This window comes from Nitriliruptor sp., from assembly GCF_040882075.1.
Classification (GTDB): domain Bacteria; phylum Actinomycetota; class Nitriliruptoria; order Nitriliruptorales; family Nitriliruptoraceae; genus Nitriliruptor.
Window position 1 is genome coordinate 1 of record NZ_JBBEBZ010000125.1, and the last position, 20,761, is coordinate 20,761.

General features: G+C 73.3%; 24 protein-coding genes and 1 tRNA gene. 8 read left to right on the top strand and 17 right to left on the bottom strand.

Features of this window, described 5'->3' with window-relative positions; genetic code table 11:
* Window positions 1–161: 161 nt before the first annotated feature.
* Together def and WEB03_RS07515 are read right to left on the bottom strand one after the other, a co-directional pair.
* Window positions 162–689, bottom strand: a complete 528-nt coding sequence (def, locus tag WEB03_RS07510; protein WP_368070330.1) for a peptide deformylase — start codon at window positions 687–689, stop codon at window positions 162–164.
* Window positions 690–701: 12 nt separating this feature from the next.
* Window positions 702–1,217: a glycine cleavage system protein R gene (locus WEB03_RS07515; RefSeq protein ID WP_368070331.1), complete on the bottom strand. Its 516-nt coding sequence runs from the start codon at window positions 1,215–1,217 to the stop codon at window positions 702–704.
* 219 nt (window positions 1,218–1,436) lie between these two features.
* Here WEB03_RS07515 and WEB03_RS07520 point away from each other — a divergent pair, with 219 nt between their 5' ends.
* Entirely contained in the window at window positions 1,437–1,952 is a 516-nt protein-coding gene (locus WEB03_RS07520) for a DUF664 domain-containing protein (protein WP_368070332.1), read from the top strand.
* Here the strand turns inward: WEB03_RS07520 and WEB03_RS07525 are convergent.
* Window positions 1,949–3,586, bottom strand: coding sequence for a DEAD/DEAH box helicase (locus WEB03_RS07525; protein ID WP_368070333.1), 1,638 nt, complete (start codon window positions 3,584–3,586; stop codon window positions 1,949–1,951). The genes WEB03_RS07520 and WEB03_RS07525 overlap by 4 nt on opposite strands.
* A 332-nt stretch (window positions 3,587–3,918) precedes the next feature.
* Here WEB03_RS07525 and WEB03_RS07530 point away from each other — a divergent pair, with 332 nt between their 5' ends.
* The 4 genes from WEB03_RS07530 (at window position 3,919) to WEB03_RS07545 (ending at window position 7,406) form a co-directional block, all read left to right on the top strand.
* Window positions 3,919–4,626, top strand: a complete 708-nt coding sequence (locus WEB03_RS07530) for an SDR family oxidoreductase (protein WP_368070334.1) — start codon at window positions 3,919–3,921, stop codon at window positions 4,624–4,626.
* Window positions 4,623–5,036, top strand: coding sequence for a YidH family protein (locus WEB03_RS07535; RefSeq protein WP_368070335.1), 414 nt, complete (start codon window positions 4,623–4,625; stop codon window positions 5,034–5,036). Before WEB03_RS07530 ends, WEB03_RS07535 begins: the two co-directional genes overlap by 4 nt.
* Window positions 5,033–5,389, top strand: coding sequence for a DUF202 domain-containing protein (locus WEB03_RS07540; protein WP_368070336.1), 357 nt, complete (start codon window positions 5,033–5,035; stop codon window positions 5,387–5,389). Before WEB03_RS07535 ends, WEB03_RS07540 begins: the two co-directional genes overlap by 4 nt.
* A 178-nt stretch (window positions 5,390–5,567) precedes the next feature.
* A complete protein-coding gene (locus WEB03_RS07545) occupies window positions 5,568–7,406 on the top strand; it encodes a hypothetical protein (protein WP_368070337.1) in 1,839 nt (612 codons plus the stop codon).
* 19 nt (window positions 7,407–7,425) lie between these two features.
* Here WEB03_RS07545 and WEB03_RS07550 read toward each other — a convergent pair whose 3' ends face one another.
* The 10 genes from WEB03_RS07550 to WEB03_RS07595 all read right to left on the bottom strand — a co-directional run bounded on the left by WEB03_RS07550 (window position 7,426) and on the right by WEB03_RS07595 (window position 15,863).
* Entirely contained in the window at window positions 7,426–8,940 is a 1,515-nt protein-coding gene (locus WEB03_RS07550) for a 3'-5' exonuclease (protein ID WP_368070338.1), read from the bottom strand.
* Window positions 8,937–10,385 carry a UvrD-helicase domain-containing protein gene (locus WEB03_RS07555; protein WP_368070339.1) on the bottom strand — a complete coding sequence of 483 codons (1,449 nt, stop codon included), beginning with the start codon at window positions 10,383–10,385 and terminating at the stop codon, window positions 8,937–8,939. The genes WEB03_RS07550 and WEB03_RS07555 overlap by 4 nt, the downstream gene beginning before the upstream one ends.
* Window positions 10,386–10,450: 65 nt before the next feature.
* On the bottom strand, window positions 10,451–11,176 hold the full coding sequence (locus tag WEB03_RS07560) for a hypothetical protein (RefSeq protein ID WP_368070340.1): 726 nt from the start codon (window positions 11,174–11,176) through the stop codon (window positions 10,451–10,453).
* An 11-nt stretch (window positions 11,177–11,187) separates the two neighbouring features.
* Window positions 11,188–11,430, bottom strand: coding sequence for a hypothetical protein (locus WEB03_RS07565; protein WP_368070341.1), 243 nt, complete (start codon window positions 11,428–11,430; stop codon window positions 11,188–11,190).
* 177 nt (window positions 11,431–11,607) lie between these two features.
* Window positions 11,608–11,823 (bottom strand): hypothetical protein, encoded by a 216-nt coding sequence (locus WEB03_RS07570; protein WP_368070342.1) that lies wholly within the window; start codon window positions 11,821–11,823, stop codon window positions 11,608–11,610.
* Window positions 11,816–12,685, bottom strand: a complete 870-nt coding sequence (locus WEB03_RS07575; RefSeq protein WP_368070343.1) for a hypothetical protein — start codon at window positions 12,683–12,685, stop codon at window positions 11,816–11,818. Before WEB03_RS07575 ends, WEB03_RS07570 begins: the two co-directional genes overlap by 8 nt.
* A gap of 80 nt (window positions 12,686–12,765) precedes the next feature.
* The gene (locus WEB03_RS07580) at window positions 12,766–13,662 is read right to left on the bottom strand and encodes a hypothetical protein (protein WP_368070344.1); all 897 of its coding nucleotides are present in this window, start codon (window positions 13,660–13,662) and stop codon (window positions 12,766–12,768) included.
* Window positions 13,663–13,739: 77 nt separating this feature from the next.
* Window positions 13,740–13,949, bottom strand: a complete 210-nt coding sequence (locus WEB03_RS07585) for a cation transporter (protein ID WP_368070345.1) — start codon at window positions 13,947–13,949, stop codon at window positions 13,740–13,742.
* Window positions 13,950–14,022: 73 nt separating this feature from the next.
* Entirely contained in the window at window positions 14,023–15,087 is a 1,065-nt protein-coding gene (locus WEB03_RS07590; protein ID WP_368070346.1) for a B12-binding domain-containing protein, read from the bottom strand.
* Window positions 15,084–15,863, bottom strand: a complete 780-nt coding sequence (locus tag WEB03_RS07595; protein WP_368070347.1) for a hypothetical protein — start codon at window positions 15,861–15,863, stop codon at window positions 15,084–15,086. Before WEB03_RS07595 ends, WEB03_RS07590 begins: the two co-directional genes overlap by 4 nt.
* Window positions 15,864–16,006: 143 nt before the next feature.
* On the opposite strand from WEB03_RS07595, the gene tadA reads away from it, so the two are divergent.
* The 3 genes from tadA to WEB03_RS07610 all read left to right on the top strand — a co-directional run bounded on the left by tadA (window position 16,007) and on the right by WEB03_RS07610 (window position 18,085).
* Window positions 16,007–16,480, top strand: a complete 474-nt coding sequence (gene tadA, locus WEB03_RS07600; RefSeq protein WP_368070348.1) for a tRNA adenosine(34) deaminase TadA — start codon at window positions 16,007–16,009, stop codon at window positions 16,478–16,480.
* A 130-nt stretch (window positions 16,481–16,610) separates the two neighbouring features.
* Complete coding sequence (locus WEB03_RS07605; RefSeq protein ID WP_368070353.1) at window positions 16,611–17,762, top strand: alpha-hydroxy-acid oxidizing protein; 1,152 nt, start codon at window positions 16,611–16,613, stop codon at window positions 17,760–17,762.
* 234 nt (window positions 17,763–17,996) lie between these two features.
* Window positions 17,997–18,085, top strand: a tRNA-Ser gene (locus WEB03_RS07610).
* 71 nt (window positions 18,086–18,156) lie between these two features.
* Here the strand turns inward: WEB03_RS07610 and WEB03_RS07615 are convergent.
* The 4 genes from WEB03_RS07615 to WEB03_RS07630 form a co-directional block, all read right to left on the bottom strand.
* Window positions 18,157–18,546 (bottom strand): four-helix bundle copper-binding protein, encoded by a 390-nt coding sequence (locus tag WEB03_RS07615; RefSeq protein ID WP_368070349.1) that lies wholly within the window; start codon window positions 18,544–18,546, stop codon window positions 18,157–18,159.
* Between the two features lie 192 nt (window positions 18,547–18,738).
* Complete coding sequence (locus WEB03_RS07620; RefSeq protein WP_368070350.1) at window positions 18,739–19,773, bottom strand: LLM class F420-dependent oxidoreductase; 1,035 nt, start codon at window positions 19,771–19,773, stop codon at window positions 18,739–18,741.
* Between the two features lie 116 nt (window positions 19,774–19,889).
* Window positions 19,890–20,324 (bottom strand): type II toxin-antitoxin system VapC family toxin, encoded by a 435-nt coding sequence (locus WEB03_RS07625; RefSeq protein WP_368070351.1) that lies wholly within the window; start codon window positions 20,322–20,324, stop codon window positions 19,890–19,892.
* The coding region (locus WEB03_RS07630; protein WP_368070352.1) for a hypothetical protein at window positions 20,321–20,761 on the bottom strand (441 nt) is incomplete at its 5' end. The genes WEB03_RS07630 and WEB03_RS07625, both read right to left, overlap by 4 nt.

The following is a 20,761-nucleotide window of genomic DNA, read 5'->3' on the forward strand; positions in this document are numbered from 1 at the left end:
GGGTGGCTGACGTCGCGCCGCCGCGGTCCAAGCCACCCGACGATCGTGAGCCACCCGACGATCGTGAGCCACCTGACGATCGTGAGCCACCCGACGATCGTGAGCCACCCGACGATCGTGAGCCACCCGACGATCGTGAGCCACCCGACAGCCGTGATGGCTTACTTGAGGTGTTCGCCCTCGCTGGCGTAGCGCTTGCGGGCGAAGACGTCGGTCCGGGCCGAGGCGACGCGGTCCAGGATCAGGAGGCCGTCGAGGTGATCGAGCTCGTGCTGGGCCGCGCGGGCTTCGAAGCCGCTGGCCTCGACGACCCGAATCTCGCCCTCGGGGGTGGTGCCACGGACCACGACCGACGTGGCCCGGCGCACGTCGCAGGTGTAGTCCGGCACGGACATGCAGCCCTCGCGCTTGCGGTCCGACCCTTCGGTCAGCACCAGCTCCGGGTCGAACAGCACGATGAGGCCGTGGTTGCCCGGTGGTGGCTTCTTCATCACCGAGACGTCCAGCGCGAACGCGCGTGACGGGACACCGAGCTGGGGCGCGGCCAGGCCGACGCACCCGGGCGAGGCGTACATCGTCTCGACGAGGTCGTCGGCGAGCTGGCGTTCGCGCGGACCGATGGCGCCGACGGGCCCGGCGAGCCCCTTGAGGGCACGCGCCGGGTAACGGACGACGTTGCGGACGGTCACGAGGGCGGCCGGTCAGTAGGTCTGGGCGTCGATGGTGCGCAGCGTGTGGTCGACGCCGAGCTGCTCGCAGACCGTGTCGAGGCCGGCGGCGAGGGCGTCGCCGGCCTCGCAGACCACCTCGACGACCATGGCGTAGACGGGCTCGGTGTCGGCGCCGAGCACGCGGGTCTCGAGGTCGGTGACGTTGGCGCCGACGTCCGCGAGCGCGCGTGAGACGCCGGCGAGGATCCCGGGCTGGTCGGCGCCGTAGACCGACAGCAGGTGGGTCGGTTCGATCGCGCCGCGCGACCCGTCGGCGCGGGACACCGACACCGTCAGCCCGAGCTGCGAGGTGGCGGCGAGCAGCGCGTCGCGCAGGTCGTCGGGTTCGTCCTCGGATGCCACGATGAGCACGATGGCGAAGTGGCCACCGAGGATGGTCATCGCCGAGTCCTCGACGTTGCCGCCCCGTTCGCGCAGCACCTCGGCGACGGCGGCGACGATGCCGGGACGGTCCGCTCCGACGGCGGTGACGGCGAGCTCAGCCACGAGCGGCTCCTGCAGCGAGGTGGGAAGGGGGCGGGACGGCCCGCGGAGGGCCGGGGCGACCGCCGACCCTACCGCCGCGTCCGGGATGCAGGAACGGGACGCTCGTCAGCTGGGTCTCGAGCGGACGCCAGGGTGCCCCGAGCTGACCTCGCCGTTCGACGGGTGGCGTACGACGCGCGGGGCGGCCAGGGTGGCCGGACGGAACCGAGGAGACCCCGCGTGGACGTGACCACCCTGCTCGTTGACGCTCTCAGCCGCATCCCCGGCGCGGTGGGTGAGGCCATCGAGGACCTCGACGTCGACGCTCTCGGGTGGCGACCGGCGCCCGATGCGAACCCGATCGGGTGGCTCGTCTGGCACCTGACGCGGGTCCAGGACGCGCAGATCGCACCGCTCGCCGGCGTCGAGGAGATCTGGACCCGCGACGGCTGGGCCGACCGGTTCGACGTACCCGCCGGCACCAACACGCACGGGTACGGCTGGACGCCGGAGCAGGTGGGTCAGCTGCAGGTGCGGTCCGTCAAGCTCCTGCTCGACCACCTCGCCGTCGTCAACGCTCGTTGCCGCGAGCTGGTCGCGGCGTTCAGCCCCGCCGACCTCGACCGTGTCGTCGACGAGAGCTGGAGCCCCCCGGTGACGGCAGGCGTGCGGCTGGTCAGCGTGGTCGACGACGTGGCACAGCACACCGGCCAGGTCGGGTACGTGCGAGGGCTCTACGACCAGCGCGAGCGCTAAGCCTTGTCGACCCAACGGTCGGCGAGCTGGAGGCGCTTCTCGAGGTCGCGGATCGTGGCCTCGTCGATCGTGCGGATCCCGACGTCGCGGTTGAGCTGGGCGTTGATCACCTCGGGCTGGAGGCCGGTCAGGTGGCGCAGCATCGTGACGCGGTCGGTGTTCGCCCGCCGTAGCTCGCGCTTGCGCTGGGTCCGGCTGACGGTCAGGACGCGGCCGCCGGCCTCGTCGGCGCCGCCTCCGGCCAGCGGCGGTGGCGCGGCCAGCTGGATCTCGAGCGCGAGGTCGTGGGCTTCGTCGGGGTCGTGGATGAGGTCGTCCGGGTGCGCGTCGTCGAACACCGAGGACGGATCGCCATCGTCGAGCGGGGTGGCGGAGATGGCCTCGAACAGGCTCAGCTGGTCCTCGGCCTGTCCGACCTCGAGCGCGTCGAGCTCGACCGGTAGCTGGTCGCCGTCCTGCTCGCGGCGACGCAACGAGTGGGTGCGCTGCTCGGCGATCTGCGCCGCGAACGTTCGCAACCGCAGATCGTCGGGGAGGAAGAAGAACGCTTTCTGCCGGCGCAGCGGGCCCGACCACCGCACGAGCCGGCCGACCGCCTGCCGGAAGAACAGCTCGGTCACGGTGTTGGTGGCGTACACCCCGACCCGCAGGCGCGGGACGTCGACGCCCTCGGAGACCATGCGCACGGCGACGATCCACGGGTCGCTGCTGGTCGCGAACCCGGCGATCCGTTCGGAGGCCAGCGGGTCGTCGGAGGTGGCGACCACCGGGTCGACCCCGTGCCGGGTGCGCAGCAGCTTGGCCACGGCGTGCGCGTGGTCGACGTCCATGGTGATCACGAGCCCACCGGCGTCCGGGTGGAGCTCGCGGATCCGGGTCAGCTCGGCGTGGGCCTGGGCGAGGACGTTCGGCAACCACTCGCCGTCGGGGGAGAGCGCGGTCCGCAGCCGCTGCGAGGCGGCGGTCCGGTCGAGCACGTCGGCGAAGGTGGCGTCCATCAGCGTGCCGTCGGGAGCGGACCACTCCATGTGCCCGTTGATCCGCGGGAAGAACACCGGACGGACGACCCCGCCGTCGGCGAGCGCCTCGCCGTAGCCGTACACGTAGTGGGCGACGGCCTCCTCGAAGTCGTAGTCCACGAACGGGATCGGGTTCTGGTCGCTGCGGAAGGGTGTGCCCGACAGCGACAGCCGCTTGGCCGCCAGCTCGAAGGCGTGGAAGACGCCGTCGCCCCAGGCTCGCTCGGTCCCCGCGTGGTGGATCTCGTCGAGCACGACGAACGCGTCGTCGGCGGGGCCGCGGAGGGGGCGGGGGTCGGCGGCGACCTGCTGGTAGGTGACCACGACCCCGTGCATGTCGCGGGGGAACGGGTCGCTCGATCCCCAGCGCGGTTCGAGCTGGAGGCCGAAGGCGGCCGCGGCTTCGGCCCACTGGTGCTTGAGGTGCTGGGTCGGGGCGACGACGATGATGCGTCGGTGCGGGAACCGCGCGAGGTCGCGGAGCGCTGCCGTCAGCGCGAAGGTCGTCTTGCCCGCTCCCGGCGTCGCCACCGTCAGGAAGTCCCGTCCGGGTTGGTCCTCGAAGCGATCGAGCGCCTCCTTCTGCCACCTGCGCAGCCGGAGGGAACGAGCCATCGAGGGAGCACCTTCAGGACGGGGCGGGCGGGAACGGGGCGGGCGGGAACGGGGCGGGTGGTCCGGTGGGACCGCGCCGACGTCGAGCGTGGGGTCGTTCGACGGCCCGGACGCGGCGGGCCGGATGGTGCCACAGCCCCGTGACCCCGCCGAAGTCTCACCGCCGCGGTCCGGCCACCGCACGGGACGTGCGTGATCCGAGCCGAGCTGGCACGCGGCCGTGCGGGTGCAACGCTGCCGACACCGGGCGTCACGACCCGAGTGGCTGGACCCCGCCGAGTGGCTGGACCCCGCCGCGAGGTAGCGTCGACCTCCGGAAGGGGAGCGAACCGATGCGCACCGCCGTCGTCACCGGTGCTTCACGTGGGCTCGGCGCCGCCTTCGCGCGCGTGCTGGCCGAGGAGGGCTGCTCGCTCGCGCTCGGCGCCAGGGATGTCGACGGCGTCCGCGCCGTCGCCGACGAGCTGGCGAGCGAGCACGTCGTCGAGGCCACCGCTGGCCACCTCGACGTCACCGACGAGGACAGCCTGATCCGCTTCCGCGCCGAGGTGGTGGAACGCTTCGGTCGGGTCGACATCGTGGTCGCCAACGCCGGGATCGGGTCGTTCGCGCCGATCGTCGCCACCGACGCCGACGACGTGCGCGCCATGCTCGAGGTGAACGTCACCGGGCTCCTGTCGACGCTCAAGACCTTCGCGGCGGACCTCCTCGCCGCGCCGACCCGGGGGATGGTCGTGGTCATCACCTCGGACGTCTCGGCCCGGGTGTTCCCGGGCGGCGCCGCGTACGTGGCCACCAAGCACGCGGCCCGCGCGATCGCTCGGACCTTCCAGCAGGAGCACCCCGAGCTGCGGGTCTGCGAGCTGCGACCCGGCGCGACCGCGACCCACTTCGCCGGTGGTTCGCCGGACCGCGACCTCCACGGTCACCTGACGGCCGACGAGGTGGCGGAGACGCTCCGCACCGCCATCAGCCTCCCCGACCACGTGCGCGTCGAGGAGCTCGTGGTCCGCAGCGCGACGCAGGCGCCGGACCTGTGAGTCGGTCGGCCAGCGGGTCGGAGCGCGGGGCCCGCCGCCGCCTGCCGGCGGCGGTCCGTCCACCGCGTCGGCACCTCGGTGAGGACCCGGACGTCCGCTTCACCCTGGCCAACGAGCGGACCTTCCTGTCGTGGATCCGGACGGCACTCGCGCTCGACGCGGCTGGCCTGGCCGTGGTGCAGCTCCTGCCCGAGCTCGTGGTCCCGTACGCCCGCGAGGTGCTGGCCGTCACCCTCGTCGTCCTCGGCACGGTGGTCGCGTCCGCCAGCTTCCGGCGGTGGGCGAGCGTTGAGGAGGCCATGCGCACCCGCACGCCGCTGCCGACCTCGTGGCTGCCGGGCTTCCTCGCCGGGTCGATCGGCACCCTGTCGCTCGTGACCGTCGTCCTGCTGATCGCAGCCCAGCGGTGAGCGCCACCGACCCGCCCGGGGACCGCCGCGTCTTCGACGAGGGGCTCCAGGCCGAGCGCACCTCGCTGGCGTGGGACCGGACGGCGCTGACCGTCGCCGGGGTCGGCGCGCTGTTGGCCCGCGCCGGCGGCACGGTGCTGCCGTGGGCCTGGTACGTGGCGGGGGCGGCGTTCGCGGTCGCCGCTGCCGGGCTGCTGCTCGGTCGTTCGCGCTACCTGCACCGCGACGCGTCGCTGCGCGGCGACCGGACCGCACCGGGGCCCGCCCTGATCGCTGCCGCCGGGGTGACCGGTGTGGCGGTGTCGCTGGCTGCCGTGGCGGTCGTGGTCGGGATGGCCCTCAGCGTCCGCTGAGACGGCGCGATCGCCGAACCGGAGCCAGCGCAGCCCGCGCGGCCGCCGTGGAGGTCCGTGCAGCCGCACGCGCCGGGCAGGGACCGACGCGGGCGACCGCGAAGTCACCGCAGGTGGGACGGCCGGCGGCCATCAGGTTGCCGGCGGATCGTGACGGGGACCCGCGGGAGGCACGACGATGGACCAGGGGAACGAACGCGTCCGCGACGCCGTCGATGCGGTCGTCCGCACCTGGCGGCGTGCCTCGGCCGGCGAGTTCAGCGAACGGTGGGATGAACGGATGTCCGCGCTCGAGGGTCCGCTCCGTCGTGTCACCGCGACCCTGGCGGCGAGCGTGCTCGTCATCGGCATCGGGTACGCGGCCGGCGACGCTCAGCGTGTCCCCGTCGAGCTGTCGACGTCCGTGACCGACGGTCTCGGTGGCGACGCTGCGTCGATCACTGCCGGGGGCGCTGGTGGCGCCGATCGCATCACCCCGGCGGGACGTGGTGGTGGCCTCCCCGATCAGCGTGGCGACGACGGTCCGACGCGGTTCCGTCCCGGTCCGGCTCTGCCCGACGGCACGGCGGTGGTGCGGGCCGGTAGCGGTCGTCGGTCCATCGCCCCGGTCGTCCCCGACGGTCAGGCGTGGGAGCGGGACGCGGCGACCTGCCAGCTCCTCGATCCCTCGACCTTGGGGCAGCTCGACAGCACCTTCGAGGCGCTGGTGACGCGGTCGGGCCGCCTCTGGCCGACCACCGACGGCTGCATGTACCTCGGTGGGTACGGCATCGGACCGATGAACCCGATGACCGACGTCGACCCGGAGCTCGGTCTCTGGGCCCGTGCCTTCGCCATCGAGGGCACCGACGGCGGCACCTTCGTCGTGGCGGCCATCGACGCGATCGGGTGGCCCTACGAGCGGGTGCGCGAGTGCGTCGAGTGCGGCGCTCGAGCCATCACCGAACGGCTCGGCGAGGAGCTCGGGATCGATCCGGCCGGCATCTGGATCCACGCCACCCACAGCCACACCTCCCCCGACGCGATGGGCGCCTGGGGCGGCGTCCCCGAGTGGTACCTGCGTCAGATGACCGCCGCGATCGAGGGGGCGGTCCGGGACGCGGTCACCTCGCTGCGCCCCGCCGTGCTCGAGACCGCCGAGGTGATCGCACGCGAGCACAACCGGGAACGGCGCGGGACCTACCGTTCGGCGGAGGAACCGCACCTCGGGGTGCTCCGTGCGCTGGCGGTCGACGATGGCGGCACCCGGTTCCTGACGGACGCACGACGAGGCACACCGGCCGTCGTCGGCACGCTCGCCACCTTCGCCGCCCACCCCACCACCCGCGACGCGGGCAGCGGGGTGGCCCACGCGGACTGGCCGGCGCTGCTCGAGGCGGTGACCGATGACCGCGATGGTGGCCGCACCGTCCACGTCCAGACCGGGCTCGGCAACCTGTCGACCGCGGGGGGGTTCGAGATGGGTGCGACCCTCGCGGACCGGATCCCGCTGCCCGGCCGTGGTGACCTCCTGCGCCGCGCGGACGTCCGGGTCGTCCGCGTCCACGTCCGCCACCCGGTCAGCAACCTGCCGCTCACCCTCCTCGGCGCCCCGGGGTTCATCGACCGCGAGTTCCTGCTCGAACCGAGCAGGGTGAGCGTCGGTCCGAGCGAGACGGCGCCGTGCGCGTCGGCCGGTCCGGCGAGCGTCGAGGCACCGGTGGCGGCGGCCCGCATCGGTGACGCGGTCGCGTTGACGGCGGGTCCCGGTGAGCTGTTCGCCAACGTGACCAACACGATCAAGGAGAAGAGCGGCGCTCGGCTGACGTTGCCGCTCTCGCAGGTCAACGACGCCCTCGGCTACCTCGGCCAGTCCTTCGAGGTCGACCGCCTCTCGCAGCAGGGCCTCGGGTTCGCCGCCGACGAGGTCCTCTTCGTCGACTACGAGGACAGCTACCAGATCGACGTGTGCTTCGGTGATGCCGTCCTCGAGCGGACCCTGCAGCTGCTCGGCGACCTCGCGGCACCACCGAGCTGACGCGGGCCAGGCTCTCAGCTCAGGGGTGCGCGTCGACCAGTTCGAGGAGGTCGTCGGCGAACCGCTCGAGCTTGGCCGGACCCACCCCCGGGATCGCGCCGAGCTCGCGGACGCTGCCGGGCTTGCGGGCGGCCACGGCCTCGAGCGTACGGTCGTGGAAGATCAGGAACGCCGGAGAGTTGGTCGCCTGGGCCGTCCGGGTCCGCCACGCCTTCAGCGCCCCGAGCAGGTCCTGATCGACGGGTCCCTCCTCACCACCGACGTCGACGAGACGGCCCGACCCCGCGGGGGCACCACCGGGACCGAACACGCCACGGCCCGCGCGCGTCACCCGAGGTGCAGCCGCCAAGGTGGTGGCGCGTCCCGCGACCTCGACGGGGCGGCCGAACGGGACCCGCGTCACGGTACGGCCGAAGGATGAGTCGACGGCCACGACCGCCGCGTCCCCGTCCACGGTCGTGACCCGGCCGGACAGGCCGCCGGGCAGGGTCACCGCCAGGCCGGGTTCAGCGACGATGGCGCCACCCGCGGCCGGACGAGGGTCGACGGCGGCGACCACAGCATCCGGAGCGCGCGCTGGCCGAGGAGCGGTGGGAGCACCCGTCAGCTCGGCCACGAACGGCGACGGCCGTTGGCGGTCCGCGACGACGTCGACGCTGAGGCGGCACCGGGTGACCGCGACGTGGAAGACGCGACGCTCCTCCTCGACGTCCTCGGAGAGCCGGTGGGGGAACAGCCCGTCGTTCGCCGACACGACCAGGACGTGATCCCACTCGAGTCCCTTGACGCGGTGCACGGTCGACAGCGTCACGCCGTCGGTATCGGCCGGCACGCGGAGGCGTTCGATCAGCCGATCGCGGAACGTGACCGGGTCGGGGTGGTCGTCGGCGAGCTGCTGCAAGGCGTCGAGATCGTCACCGTGGGAGCTGCCCTCGGGGCGGGTCGTCGACGAGTCCAGCGCGTCCATCGCTTCGCCCAGGCCGATCCGGTTGCGGATGATCCACAGGCACCTCGCGGTGTCCGCCCCGTCGGTGATGGCGGCCGTGAGGTGGTGCAGATCACCGAGGTAGCCGGCGAACCGTTCGTTCTGGACGCCGTCGAGCGAGTCGAGCACCTGCTCAAGCTGCCCCATCGACCAGCGGCTGCCCCGCTGCAGGAACGGTTGGACCGCCGACTTCACCTTGCGAGCGGGACGGTTGAGCGTGTCGAGGATGTCGGCCTTCTGCATCCGGTCGGGGTCGAGACCGAGCCGCAGGTAGGCGAGCGCCGTGCGGATCCCGGTCCGGCCGAGCACCTGGGGGTCGAGCGGCGCGGTGTGCCCGATCCCCGCGTCGGTGAGGGCCACCTGGACCGGCAGCAGCGCGCTGTTGACCCGTGCGAGCACGACCACGTCCGCCGGTGCCGCGCCCGCGTCGAGCCGGTCCCGGACGATGGCGACGGCACGTGCTCCAGCGGCTCCCGGATCGACGAGGTGGACCCCGGGAGCGCCCGGCAGCTGGTCGGCCGTCGTCCGAGCGCTGTCGGGCGCGGTCACGACGCCACCTCGGCCCCGCTGCGGATGGACTTGTCGACGCGGTGACGGTTGTGCGACAGCAACCGGGTCACGGCGACCACCACCCCGGGTGGACAGCGGTAGTTGACCTCCAGCGCGTGGTGAGCTGCTCCGGGGAACCAGCGGTCGAAGTCGACGAGGTGATCGGGGGTCGCGCCCGCGTAGGAGTAGATGGTCTGGTCGTCGTCGCCGACCCCGAAGACCTGCTGGGACGGTCCCGCCACCAGCCGGACCAGCAGCAGGAAGGCCGGGGTGAGGTCCTGGAACTCGTCGACCAGCAGGTGGGTGCCGGCCAACTGGGCGCGACGCCGGATGTCGGCGTCGGTCAGCAGCAGCTCGAGCGCCCGGAAGATCTGCTCGTCGAAGTCGAGCCACCCCCGCCGGTCGAGCTCGGCCCGGTAGCGGTCGAAGACGTCGGGCAGGTCGTCGACGTCGCCGCGCTGCACCTCGACGGTGGCCGGGTCGACCAGACCGAGCCGGACCTCGCCGAGCGCCTCGAGGTAGGGCTGGTAGGGGTCCTGGTTCGGGATCCGGGCGGTGCTCACCAGCTGGTCGAGGATCTCGCGTTGCTCACGTTCGCCGATGATCTGCCGTTGGCGCTCCATCCGGCAGATCCACAGCGCCAGCGAGTGCAGCGTGCGGATGTTGACCCGGCGCCCGGCGGCGAGGTCGGCCGTGCGCTCGCGCATCTCGGCGGCCGCGCGGGTGTTGTAGGCCAGCGCGGTGATGAGCTCGGGTTCGACGTTCCGGTCCCGGATGAGGTGCCGCAGGCGCGCCGTCAGGACCCGCGTCTTGCCGCTGCCGGCGGGCGCGATCACGCGAGCCGGGCCGCTGCGGTGCGCGACGGCCGCGAGCTGGTCCGGTGCGAGCTCGTCCGCAGGTGCGGCCGTCCCGAGGACGGTGAGACGCCCGAGCCCGACCGACTCGCGGTGCACGATCGGATCGGCGAACGCCTCGACCGGGCCGCGGGGGCCACCGTCGACCCAGGCGTGGCGATCGTCGGCCAGGACGATGTCGGCGACGTCGCTCGCCCCGGCTCCACAGCGGCGCTGGGCGAGGACCCCGTGCCACCAGACCGGCTGCCCGCCGCGCGCGTCGTAGGTGTTCGCCCACGTGAGCCAGTGCAGCCGCTCGCGCGAGAAGGCGAAGTCCCGAGGCAGCAGGTACGGCGCCAGGTCGGTGGCTTCGGGTTCGCGGACCACGTCGTTGCCCGCCACGAGCTCGATCACCACCCGCTGCCGGGTCAGCCACGCGTGGTGCAGGACGTCGGCGACCGGCCCGGGATCGGCCACGACGGCGTCGTCGATCCGCAAGCGCGGTGCTGCGTCCCACCCCGGCGGCGCCGCCTGCCCCTCGCGCACGACGACGCCACGACCGAGGGCGTCGAGGCCCGGCGCGGAGGCGGAGGGGACGGCGGGAGGGGGCATCCCGGGGAGGCTACGGGACGGTGGCGACCGCCCCGTCCGTCATCCACGACGGCCGTGGGGCGGCGTCAGGGGTGGAGGATGTCGATCGCCAGCCGCTGCGGGTCATCGAGCCGTTCGATCCGGTAGGCGGCGGGTTCGCGCAGGCCGATGAACAGCTGGTGGTGGCCCTCGTAGATCTGGTTGTTGATCACCTCGGTGACGACGGCGGCACCGCCCGGGGCGCCCACGTGCGTCGTCTCGAACGTGGTCACCCCCGCAGGTGCGTCCATCGGGTACAGGACGCCGACGAGGTCGACGGTCAGCACCGCGTCCCCCGCGACGTCGACCTCGTCCCCGGAACCGTGCGAGATCGCCTCGGCGTCCGAGGTGAGGTACCAGCCGACCTGGCCGTCCCCGACCAGTTCGAAGACGACGCGGTCGAAGCCGTCGTGGGTACCGATGCGGACGTCGACGAGGCTGAGCGCCGCGTCGACCGGGTCCTGCTGGCGGTCGTCGGTCGAGGCGTCGCCCGCCAGCGGCGGCGCGCCAGCGGCCTCGTCGGCCGGCGCGTCGCCGCCACCGTCGGTGGTCGGCTCGTCGTCGTCGACCTCGACCTCGTCGTCGACCTCGAAGTCGTCGTCGACCGGATCGTCTGGAGTCGTGAAGCCAGGCAGCGCTTCGGGGTCGCTGCCGGCGTCGTCGTTCTCGTCGCCGCCGCACGCGCTCAGCACCAGCGCGCACGCGAGCGTGACGATCGCAGCACGCGGACCGAGGTGGCCGACGTGTCGCAGGGATGATCGGTGGCGCAGCATCGTGGAGCTCCTCAGCGGACGTTGGTGGGGACGGGGGAGTCGGTGGTCCCGAGCCAACCACCGTTCGGTGCGTCGCGCCCGTCGGAGGCCGCATCGGCCGGTGCCACCCACGCGCCGGCGACGAGCAGCATCACGAGGCACACGCCGTAGAGGGCCACGAAGAGGCGGGCTCGTCGCCGGAGCGCGAGCCGGTCGGTCCGGTCGTCGGCGGCGGGTTCGTGGGGGGCGAGGTCGCGGGCGGTGAGGTCGTGCACGGCACGGCTCCTGGAGCGTCCTCCGGCACCGCCGCTGGACCCGCGGTCGTCCGTCGGTCCTCGGCGTGCCACCCGGTCCGACGTCCACGACCCCGCTCGGGTTGCACGCGACCGCCGGTCAGCTCGGGGGGCCAGCCGGTGCGGTGTACGACAGACCCCGCTCGTCCGTCGTGAGCGTCAGCCGCTGGTCAGGGTCACGTCGAACCCGCGGTCGTCGCCCGTCCCGTCGCCGTCGAGCTCGAGCTCGCCCTCCGGCGTCGTTCCCGCGGTCAGCAGCCACTCGCCGTTCAGCGCAGCAGGCGGCTCGGCGCGCGTGCCCTGAGCTCCGCCGCACGCGGCCAGGAGCACGGCAGTCACCGCGATGAGGGTCCGCGGCGCGCTGGTCCTACCCATCGTCGGCGGAGCCACCCTCCGCGTCGCGGATCTCGGCGTCGAGGCGTTCGAGCTCCTCGAGCTCCGCGATGAGGTCCGCCAGCTCGACGGTCTGTTCGGGCAGCGGCGGGTCGAGGTCGACCCGGACCCCGAAGTCGAACAGCTCGAGGGTGGTCTGCTGGGTCACGCCGCCGGCCTCGGTGTCGCCGCTCTGCGCGTCCGGGAGGTCGAGGAGGGTCCGGATCCGGCGCACGAGCCCGTCGTCGTCGATCCACAGCTCCATCGGGTAGGCGTCCGGGAGACCGGTCGCCTCGGCGTAGGTGCGCAGCTGTTCGCGGATCTGGGGGTCGGCCTGCTCGATGGCCGCCGCGGTGTCGATCGTCACACGTAGGTGGGTGGTGTCGACGCCGCGGACCTCCTCGGAGCCGAGCTCCTCGAGATCGCCCGACGCACCGTCCAGCTGGGACAGCAACGCGGCGGGACCGGTCTGACCGCCGAGCAGCGCCTCGGCGTCGAGCCCCTCCTCCTCGGCGGTCGCGGTGAGGTCGACGCGGACCCAGATCGACTCGTCCCCGGTGAACAGGGCGAAGAGGGGGCTGCGGACGAAGACCTCGTCGCCGAGCAGCAGGGTCTCGGTCGCCGCGGACGCGTCACCGAGGTCGATGGCCATCCGCAGCGCACCGGTCTCGAGATCCTGCGACCCCTCGGCGGCGAACCGCCCGGCCGGGTCCCCCGCCGCCTCGACGCTCATCTCGAACCGGGACGTCCCGGCCGCTTCGAGGGCCTCGCTGGCGCCGTCGAGCAGCGCCTGGGGATCTGGACCACCGCACCCCGCCAGCACCAGGATGGCGGCGAGCAGAGCCACGACGGTGCGGCTTGACACGGCGAGCTCTCCGGGGTCGACCGCGCGACGGTACCGCCGCCGGGGTGCCGGTCGGCCAGTCAGTCAGAACGGTCGGCCGGTCAGACGGGTCGGCCCCAACCGCGTTCGGCGATGTGACCGATCGCCCAGCCGACGAGCGGGTCCTCGCCGACGATCCGCAGCGTGCCGAGCAGCTGCTCGGTCGACGGCAGGGTCCGGTCGACGACCTGCGCGAAACCGTCGGCGTCGAGCCACGCGGCGTGCGTCGGTTCGACCGTGTAGCTGGCGAGCTGCAGCTCCCCGCGGGCGGCGGCAGCGCGGACCTCCTCCCAGGTCGGGACGCGGTCCGCCTCGCCGGTGTCCGGGTCGGTGGTGCACAGGCCCGACAGCGGATCCGCACCGTCGAGGTGGGCGAGCTCCTCGGGTTCCACCTCGCGGGGTCCGTCGGGTGAGTCGAACCGCGACAGACCTGCTTCGGCAGCCTGGAGCAGCCAGGCCCGCGCCAGGAGATCCTCGACCGGCGGCACCTCAGCGAGCGAGGGCAGGCCGAAGGCGCGACGAGCGGTGTTGGCGGTCACGTCGCGGGGCCGCAGACCCTCGGCGGAGCCGGGCGGGTCGTTGCCGGCCGTGTCGGGGTCGGCGGTCGACCAGGTCCGCGGCTGCGGATCGTCACCGACGCGGACGATCCCCACCTCGGTGCCGTCGGGGAGCACGGCGACCAGCTGGCGCAGCGACACGACCTCGTCAGCGTCGTCGAGTCGGACGTCCTCCGAGGTCACCACGACGATCCCGAGCGCGTCCCCCGGGACCTCGAGGATGCCGTCGTCGCGGAGCTCGACGTCGGTGAGCGCGACGCTGCCGCCCTCTCCGGCGGTGAGCGCCACGAGGGCGCGTGCGTCGGGATCCACGGTCCCGAGCTGCGCGTCCAGCGACGCCAGCACGTCGAGCGTGCGGGGCCCGTCGAGCGCGGTGGTGGAGGGTGGCGAGGAGGGTGGCACGGGAGCTCCGGTGTCGTCGGTCCACGAGGTTCGTGGCGGTGACCGGTGCGGTGGGGCGCCGTCCCCGGCCGGGACGTCTAGCGCTTGCCAGCGACCTCGTAGCCGGCGTCGTCGATGGCGGCCTCGACCGCCTCGTCGGACGCGGACCCGTCGACGGTCACGGTCCGTGCGTCGATATCGACGGTCACGGCGTCGACTCCCTCGAGCGGCGTCACGGCGCCCTCGATGGCCTGCTTGCAGTGGCCGCAGGAGATGCTGGGAACGTCGTAGACGCGGGTGGCGGACACGGCGAGCTCCTCGTCCGGATCGGGAACTCACCACGCTAGCGACGTCTCGGTGGCCGGCGGGACCTGGACCCGGTCAGGTGGCGGGTGGGCGAGCCGCGTCGACGATGGCGGCCAGCACGGGCTCGTCGGCCAGCACCGCGTGGAGCGCATCGAGCTCGGCGGCCAACGCTTCGGGTGGCAGGCCACGCCCCGCGTGGACGGCACCGAGCCAGTCGACGAGGTCGCGGTAGGCGTCGTGCTCACCGACGAGCACGGCGGCGGCGAGGTGGTCGAGGTGCAGCTCGAGGTCCTCGCAGGTCCGGTCGATCAGCTCGTCGGATGCGTCGCTGAGGGCGGGCCACCGTTCCGCGGTGGCTCCGTACGCCGCGTCGCGCAGACGGTCCCGCTGGGCGGTGAACGCCGCGACGGCACGGGGGTCGATGGTCGGCTGCGCTGGCTTCGGTGGGCCCTCGAGGCACCACCGGCGGGCGATCGCCGCACCCTCGGTGACATCGCTGGCGTAGGCGTCGGCGCCGAGCGCCGCGGCTCGGGAGGTCGAGCTGGCCGCGCCGCCGAGGATGACCGGCAGCCCGGCAGCCCGTCCGGCGGCGATCGTCCGAGCGGCACCCACGAGGTTCGAGGTCAGCGTGATGCTGACCGCGAGCACGCCGGCCCCCGCGGCGGGGAGCGTGCGAGCGACGTCCTCGGCCGGTACGCCAGCACCGAGGTAGCGGACCTCCAGCCCGGCGCTCTCGAGGGCGTGGGAGAAGAGCCTCGCCGGGAAGGCGTGCCACTCACCTTCGGCGGCGACGACCGCGACGGTGCCGACGGGCTGGTCGAGGGGAGCGTCCACCTCGATGCTGGAGAGGACCGCCTCGGCGATGGCCGTCGCTGCGTGCTCCTGGGTGATGGTCCACCGTCCCGCCTGCCACAGCTCCCCGACGTGGCGGACCGCCGCGCCGACGACGTCGCGCAGCTCATCGTCCGCGACCCCTGCGCCGCGCAGCTGGCGGGTCCGAGCCACGGCGCCGCGACGGTCGGCGAGGGCGAACCGTTCGACGAGCTCGGCGACGAGGCTGGCGTGGTCGGAGCGGTCCTCCTCGCGGACCGCAGGTCCGGGGCCGGTGTGGCGCTCGTGGTGGGGCGTGTCGGGTGTCACGGTGCGTCGGCCGCCCGTGCGGTCCGGTGGCGGGTGCCGCTGGTGTCGAGGACCCGGTCCCGGAGCTCGTCGAGGGCCGCGACCGGGTCGCTGGCGCGCGCTGCCGTCGCCGTCGCGATACCGAGGGCGACCTCCCGTTGACGGCCCCAGCGCGTGGCGACGCGCTCCACCAGCTCGTCAGGACGATCGGCGGTGGGGTCGGGGAGCACGACGATCAGGGCGGGTTCCCGGACGCGTCCGAGCCGCTCGTCGACGTCGAGCTCGCTGCGGACCATCCGCGCGAGCTGCCGGAGCGCGACCTCCACGCGGCTGGCGCCGTGGACCCGCTCGACGGCGTCGGTGCCCTCCAGCGCGAACCCCACGAGCACCGCGTCGGACCGGCTGCGTTCGACGAGACGAGCGGTCGCCGTCGGGTGCAGCGCCCCCGTGAGCTCGTCACGCAGGGTCGGGTCGTCGCGGTCCTCGCGGGCCCACAGCAGGTTCAACATCCGCCGCGCGTCCTCGATGACACCAGGCAGGACCCGTTGGATGCGAGCGCGGGCTGGGTCGTCGGGTGGGGCCCAGGGCAGCCGGGCGTCACGGACACCGAGCGAGAGGTCGAGCTGCAGCACCTCGTCCCCGCCGACGTGGGCCGGCACGATCTGGCCGCCGAGCTTGCGGACGACCTGCTCGAGCGCGCGGACCACCTCCTCGGGTCGGCGGGCGCGCAGCACGGCGCGTTGCGCCTCGACCGTCACCTCGAGCAGGTGCAGCTCGAGACCCGGATGCTCCTGCACGTTCTCCCTCGTCCGTCTCCGGGAGTCCCTCCCGCGCCGCTCCGACGGTACTCCCGGCTGGCGCGGCTGTCCGGGGCGGGTCGGACCGGACCCGAGTCGCGCTCGGAGCCGAACCGGTCTCGTGGTCGACCTACGCTCGCGGCGTGGAGCACGAGCCGTGGATGGACGAGGCGCTCGCCGAGGCCCGAGCGGCCGCGGTACACGACGACGTGCCCATCGGAGCGGTCGTGGTCCGGGGGTCGGGCGCGTCGGCCGAGGTGGTCGGGCGCGGGCACAACCGACGCGAGGTCGACGGCGATCCGACGGCCCACGCCGAGATCCTCGCTGTCCGCGAGGCCGCCCGGACCGTGGGCAGCTGGCGCCTCGATGGCTGCACCATCTTCGTCACGCTCGAGCCGTGCGTGATGTGCGCTGGTGCGCTGGTGCTCGCTCGGCTCGACCGGGTCGTGTTCGGCGCCGACGACCCGAAGGCTGGCGCCGTCGGGGCGCTCTACGACGTGCCGCGCGATCCCCGGCTCAACCACCGTCTCGAGGTGGTCCGCGGCGTCCGCGGCGAGGAGTGCGGCGACCTGCTGCGCGACTTCTTCCGCGCGAAGCGCACCCCTCGCTCCACCTGACCGGAAGCGGCGACGCTCACTCGAGTGCGCCGCCCGCGGGTGGGCGGTCGCGGACTACGTTGCCTGGCCGACGCGTAGGGAGACGGTCGTGGGCTTCAACACCTTCCAGTACGGCATCTACTTCGGCGGGATGGCGGGCACGCTGCCCGAGCTGCCCGTCACCTACGACGGGCTGCGTGAAGCGGCCCGCGAGGTGCTCGACGCCAAGGCCGACGGGTACGTCGCGGGCAGCGCCGGCAGCGAGGCGACGGAGGCCGCCAACCTCGCGGCGTTCCGCCGCTGGCAGCTCGTCCCCCGGATGCTGCGCGACGTGGCCGAGCGCGACCTGTCGGTCACCCTGCTCGGACGCACCCACCCGACGCCGCTGGTCTGCGGGCCGGTCGGGGTGCAGTCGATCGTCCACGACGACGCCGAGGTCGCGGTCGCGAAGGGGGCGGCCGCGGTCGAGGTGCCGTTCACGCTGTCGACGGTGTCGAGCTACCCGATGGAGCAGGTCGCCGAGGCGGCCGGGGACTCGCCGCGGTGGTTCCAGCTCTACTGGCCGTCCGAGGACGGCATCACCGACTCGCTGATCCAACGCGCCGCTGACGCGGGCTACGAGGCGGTGGTGGTCACGCTCGACACGCGGCTGCTCGCGTGGCGACCGCGCGACCTCGCGACCGCCTACCTGCCGTTCCTGCACGCCGAGGGGCTCAGCAACTACCTCACCGACCCGGCCTTCCTCGCCGGCCTGCCCGACGGTGGCGAGGCGGTGCGGAGCGAGGGCTGGCGGTCCATGGGCGACGAGACGCGACAGGCCGCCGTGCTGCGGTGGATAGCGACGTTCTCGGACCCGAGCCAGACCTGGGAGGACCTGCGTGAGCTCGTCGACCGTTCGCCGCTGCCGGTCCTGGTCAAGGGGATCCAGCACCCCGACGACGCCCGGTTGGCGATCGACGCTGGCGTGTCGGGCATGGTCGTGTCCAACCACGGTGGTCGCCAGGTGGACGGTGCGATCGGTTCGCTCGATGCGCTGCCCCACGTCGTCGACGCGGTCGACGATCAGGTCCCCGTCCTGTTCGACAGCGGGGTGCGCAGCGGCGCCGACGTCGCGATCGCGCTCGCCCTCGGCGCCGACGCGGTGATGATCGGACGGCCCTACGTGTGGGGCCTCGCCCTCGCCGGCGCGGAGGGCGTCGAGCACGTCCTGCGCTGCCTGCTCGCAGACCTCGACCTGACGATGGCGCTGTCCGGCGTGCGCCGCGTCCCCGAGCTGACCCGCGACGTGCTCCGCCCGGTCTGACGGGTGTGACCGGGGAGCGGTGCGCTGGCTGCTGACGGGGCGCCTACCGGTAGACCCGAGGGGGCATCCGTGTCTACCGGTAGACCAGAGGGGGCAGGCTCGCCCCTCCTCGCCTACCGGTAGGCGAGGCGGCGAGTGGTGACGCGGCGCACGACCCCTGTGGCGGTTGCTGGTCGCGCGACCCACCCCCTACCCTCCGCCAGCGCCTGTCGCCCCGTGCTCGGGGTGCACCCTGGAGGGTTCGCATAGTCCGGCCGAGTGCGCCCGCCTCGAAAGCGGGTAGGGGTTCACACCTCTCGAGGGTTCAAATCCCTCACCCTCCGCTCGATACGCATCGAGGGCGGACCCGTCCGGGTCCGCCCTCGTCGCGTCGCGCAGGCCAGCGACGGGTGGGTCAGCTGGCGGCGTCGAGCAGCTCGCGGCAGGCCTGCTCGCAGCGGCGGCACGCGTCGGCGCACGCCCGGCAGTGATCGTGCATGTCGGCGTGGCTCTCGCACTCCTCGGCGCAGCTCGCGCAAGCCTCGGCGCAGACCCGGACCAGCTCCAGCCATGGCGCGCCGGACGCCCCAGCGCGGCCGACGACCTTGGCCGTGGCCGTACAGATGTCGGCGCAGTCGAGGTCGGAGCGGATGCACCGGTTGAGGTCCGCGGTCCCCTCCTCGAGGCAGGCATCGGCGCAGGCGCTGCAGTGGGCCGCGCAGTCGCTGGCCGCCTCGATCACCGCGGTGAGCAGGTCGGTTCGCAGCTGGTCGCCGTGGTCGCGGAGGACGTCCTTGATGGCCACGGTGGGCTCCTCTTCGTCGTCGGATGGGATCGGCCGGCCCGCGCTGGCGGACGGCCGTGTGACGACGAACCTACGGACACGCCACCTCCGGGCGCGAGGGGGGCGACCCCGTCCGAACGCGCCCGACCGGGTCGAGCTGGGTGCGACGGGCCCGGCTCAGCTCGAGCCTGCGATGAACCGGCACGTCCGGGGTCAGGTGGCCCAGGCCTTGACCTGCTCGATCAGCGCCGGGGAGTCGCCGAGCGGCGTCACGTTCAGCGTGGTCACGCCGGACTCCCGGAACGCCGCGACCCGCTCCTGGATGAAGCCCTCCGAGCCGACGAGGTTGGTCAGCTCGAGCAGTTCGTCGGGGATCAGGGCCGCGGCCTCGTCCTTCTTCTTGTCGAGGTAGAGGTCCTGGATGGTCTCGGCGACGTCGCCGTACCCGTACCGGGTGGCGAGGTCGTTGTAGAAGTTCTTGCCCTTGGCGCCCATCCCCCCGATGTAGAGCGCGTAGAAGTGACGGAGGCCGTCGAGGATCTGCTTGCGCTGCTCGCCTTCGGCGATCGCCAGGACCCCGCCGGCGATGACGTCGAGGTCACCGAGGTCGCCCGAACGCTTCGCGCGACCGGTCTCGAGGGACTCGCCCCAGACCTCGGACGCACGTTCGGGCAGGTAGAAGATCGGCAGCCACCCGTCGGCGACCTCGGCGGTCATCGCGACGTTCTTCTCGCCGAGCGCGGCGACGTGGATCGGCACGCGAGGGCGGACCGGGTGGGCGAGCATCTTCAGCGGCTTGCCGAGCCCGGTGCCCTGGTCGGCGGGCAGCGGCAGGGTGAAGACCTTGCCGTCGTGCTCGATCTCCTCGCGGGCCAGCATGCGCCGCACCAGCTCGATGGTCTCGCGGGTCCGGGTCAGGGGCTTGGCGTACGGCATCCCGTGCCAGCCCTCGATCACCTGCGGCCCCGACGCCCCGAGCCCCAGCTCGAAGCGGCCACCGGACACCGTGTCCAGCCCGGCAGCGACCTGCGCGATCAGCGCGGGGGTGCGCGAGTAGACGTTCAGGATCGCCGACCCCAGGCCGACCGTCTCGGTCGTCGCGGCGAGGTAGCCGAGGAGGGACACCGCATCGAGGCCGTACGCCTCGGCGACCCAGACGACGTCCAGACCGGCGGATTCGAGGTCGCGGACCTGGTCAGCAGCGGCGCGGACGTCGCCGGCGTACTGCAGGGGGAGGCCGATGCGCACGGGTTCTTCTCCGGGTGGCGGGAGCCCGAGCCTAGGGTGACGAGCGGGCGGCGATGCGATCGAGAGCCACCGAGCTCAGCCTGCTCGGATCCGCGCGGAGGGCGGGACCGAGCGGGTCACGAGAGGCGCGCGGCGGCCTCGATCGGGTCGAGGCGCTGGAGCTGGGCGAGGCCGTCGAAGTTCGCATCAGGCGACACGATCGTCGGGATGTCCCGGTTGATGGCCGTCGCGGCGTGCAGCGCATCGCGGCCGGTCAGGCGGGGCGCCTGCAGGAACAGCTCGAGCCCCGTTCGCAGATCCGTGGGGGTCAGCTCGTGGAGCGGGCAGAGCTCGGCCATGGCCCGCGCGACGTCCACGGAGCCGCTGCGGTCCCCCGTGCGGCGGGTCCGTTGGTGCAGCAGCTCCTGGATGGCCTGCACGCTCGCCTCGCCGCCGTACCGGTACAGGGCGTCCGGGTCGAGCAGCCGACGGCACGGGTCGCGGTACGGGTGGTCCGCGCCGACGGCGTAGACGAACACCGCGGTGTCGAGGAGGGCCCGTCCGAGGGTCACGGTGAACGCTGGTCGTCGAAGCTCTCCAGCAGTTCGTCCTTCATCGTGGTCCAGTCGTCGACGCGCATCGGTTCGGCGGCCAGGATCCGTCGGTACGCCGCGTGCCGTGCGGTCAGATCGACGCCGTAACGCGTATCGATCGCGTCGCGGATCAGCTCGGCGACCGGCCGTCCTGTCGCCTTCGACTCCCGCTCGAGAAGCGCGTACCGCCGATCGTCGACCAGGATCTGGAGCCTGCGCGTCATGGTACCCATGAGCAGAGCATAGCATGTGTAGGTACGGCGAACGTCGCGGTGTTCGCCGGTGCGGATCCGCGTTGGCCGGGGCGCGAACGCCCGCGTACGCTCCCGGCGTTCGTCGCCCCTCGCGGGGCGAGGCGCACGGAGGGTTCGCCTAGTCAGGCCTATGGCGCACGGCTGGAATCCGTGTTGGGAGTC

Excerpts from the sequence above, each read along its gene's own strand:
- WEB03_RS07525 (WP_368070333.1), bottom strand. The coding sequence starts at position 3,586 with ATGGCTCGTTCCCTCCGGCTGCGCAGGTGGCAGAAGGAGGCGCTCGAT.
- WEB03_RS07530 (WP_368070334.1), top strand. The coding sequence starts at position 3,919 with ATGCGCACCGCCGTCGTCACCGGTGCTTCACGTGGGCTCGGCGCCGCC.
- WEB03_RS07545 (WP_368070337.1), top strand. The coding sequence starts at position 5,568 with ATGGACCAGGGGAACGAACGCGTCCGCGACGCCGTCGATGCGGTCGTC.
- WEB03_RS07555 (WP_368070339.1), bottom strand. The coding sequence starts at position 10,385 with ATGCCCCCTCCCGCCGTCCCCTCCGCCTCCGCGCCGGGCCTCGACGCC.
- WEB03_RS07560 (WP_368070340.1), bottom strand. The coding sequence starts at position 11,176 with ATGCTGCGCCACCGATCATCCCTGCGACACGTCGGCCACCTCGGTCCG.
- WEB03_RS07570 (WP_368070342.1), bottom strand. The coding sequence starts at position 11,823 with ATGGGTAGGACCAGCGCGCCGCGGACCCTCATCGCGGTGACTGCCGTG.
- WEB03_RS07605 (WP_368070353.1), top strand. The coding sequence starts at position 16,611 with ATGGCGGGCACGCTGCCCGAGCTGCCCGTCACCTACGACGGGCTGCGT.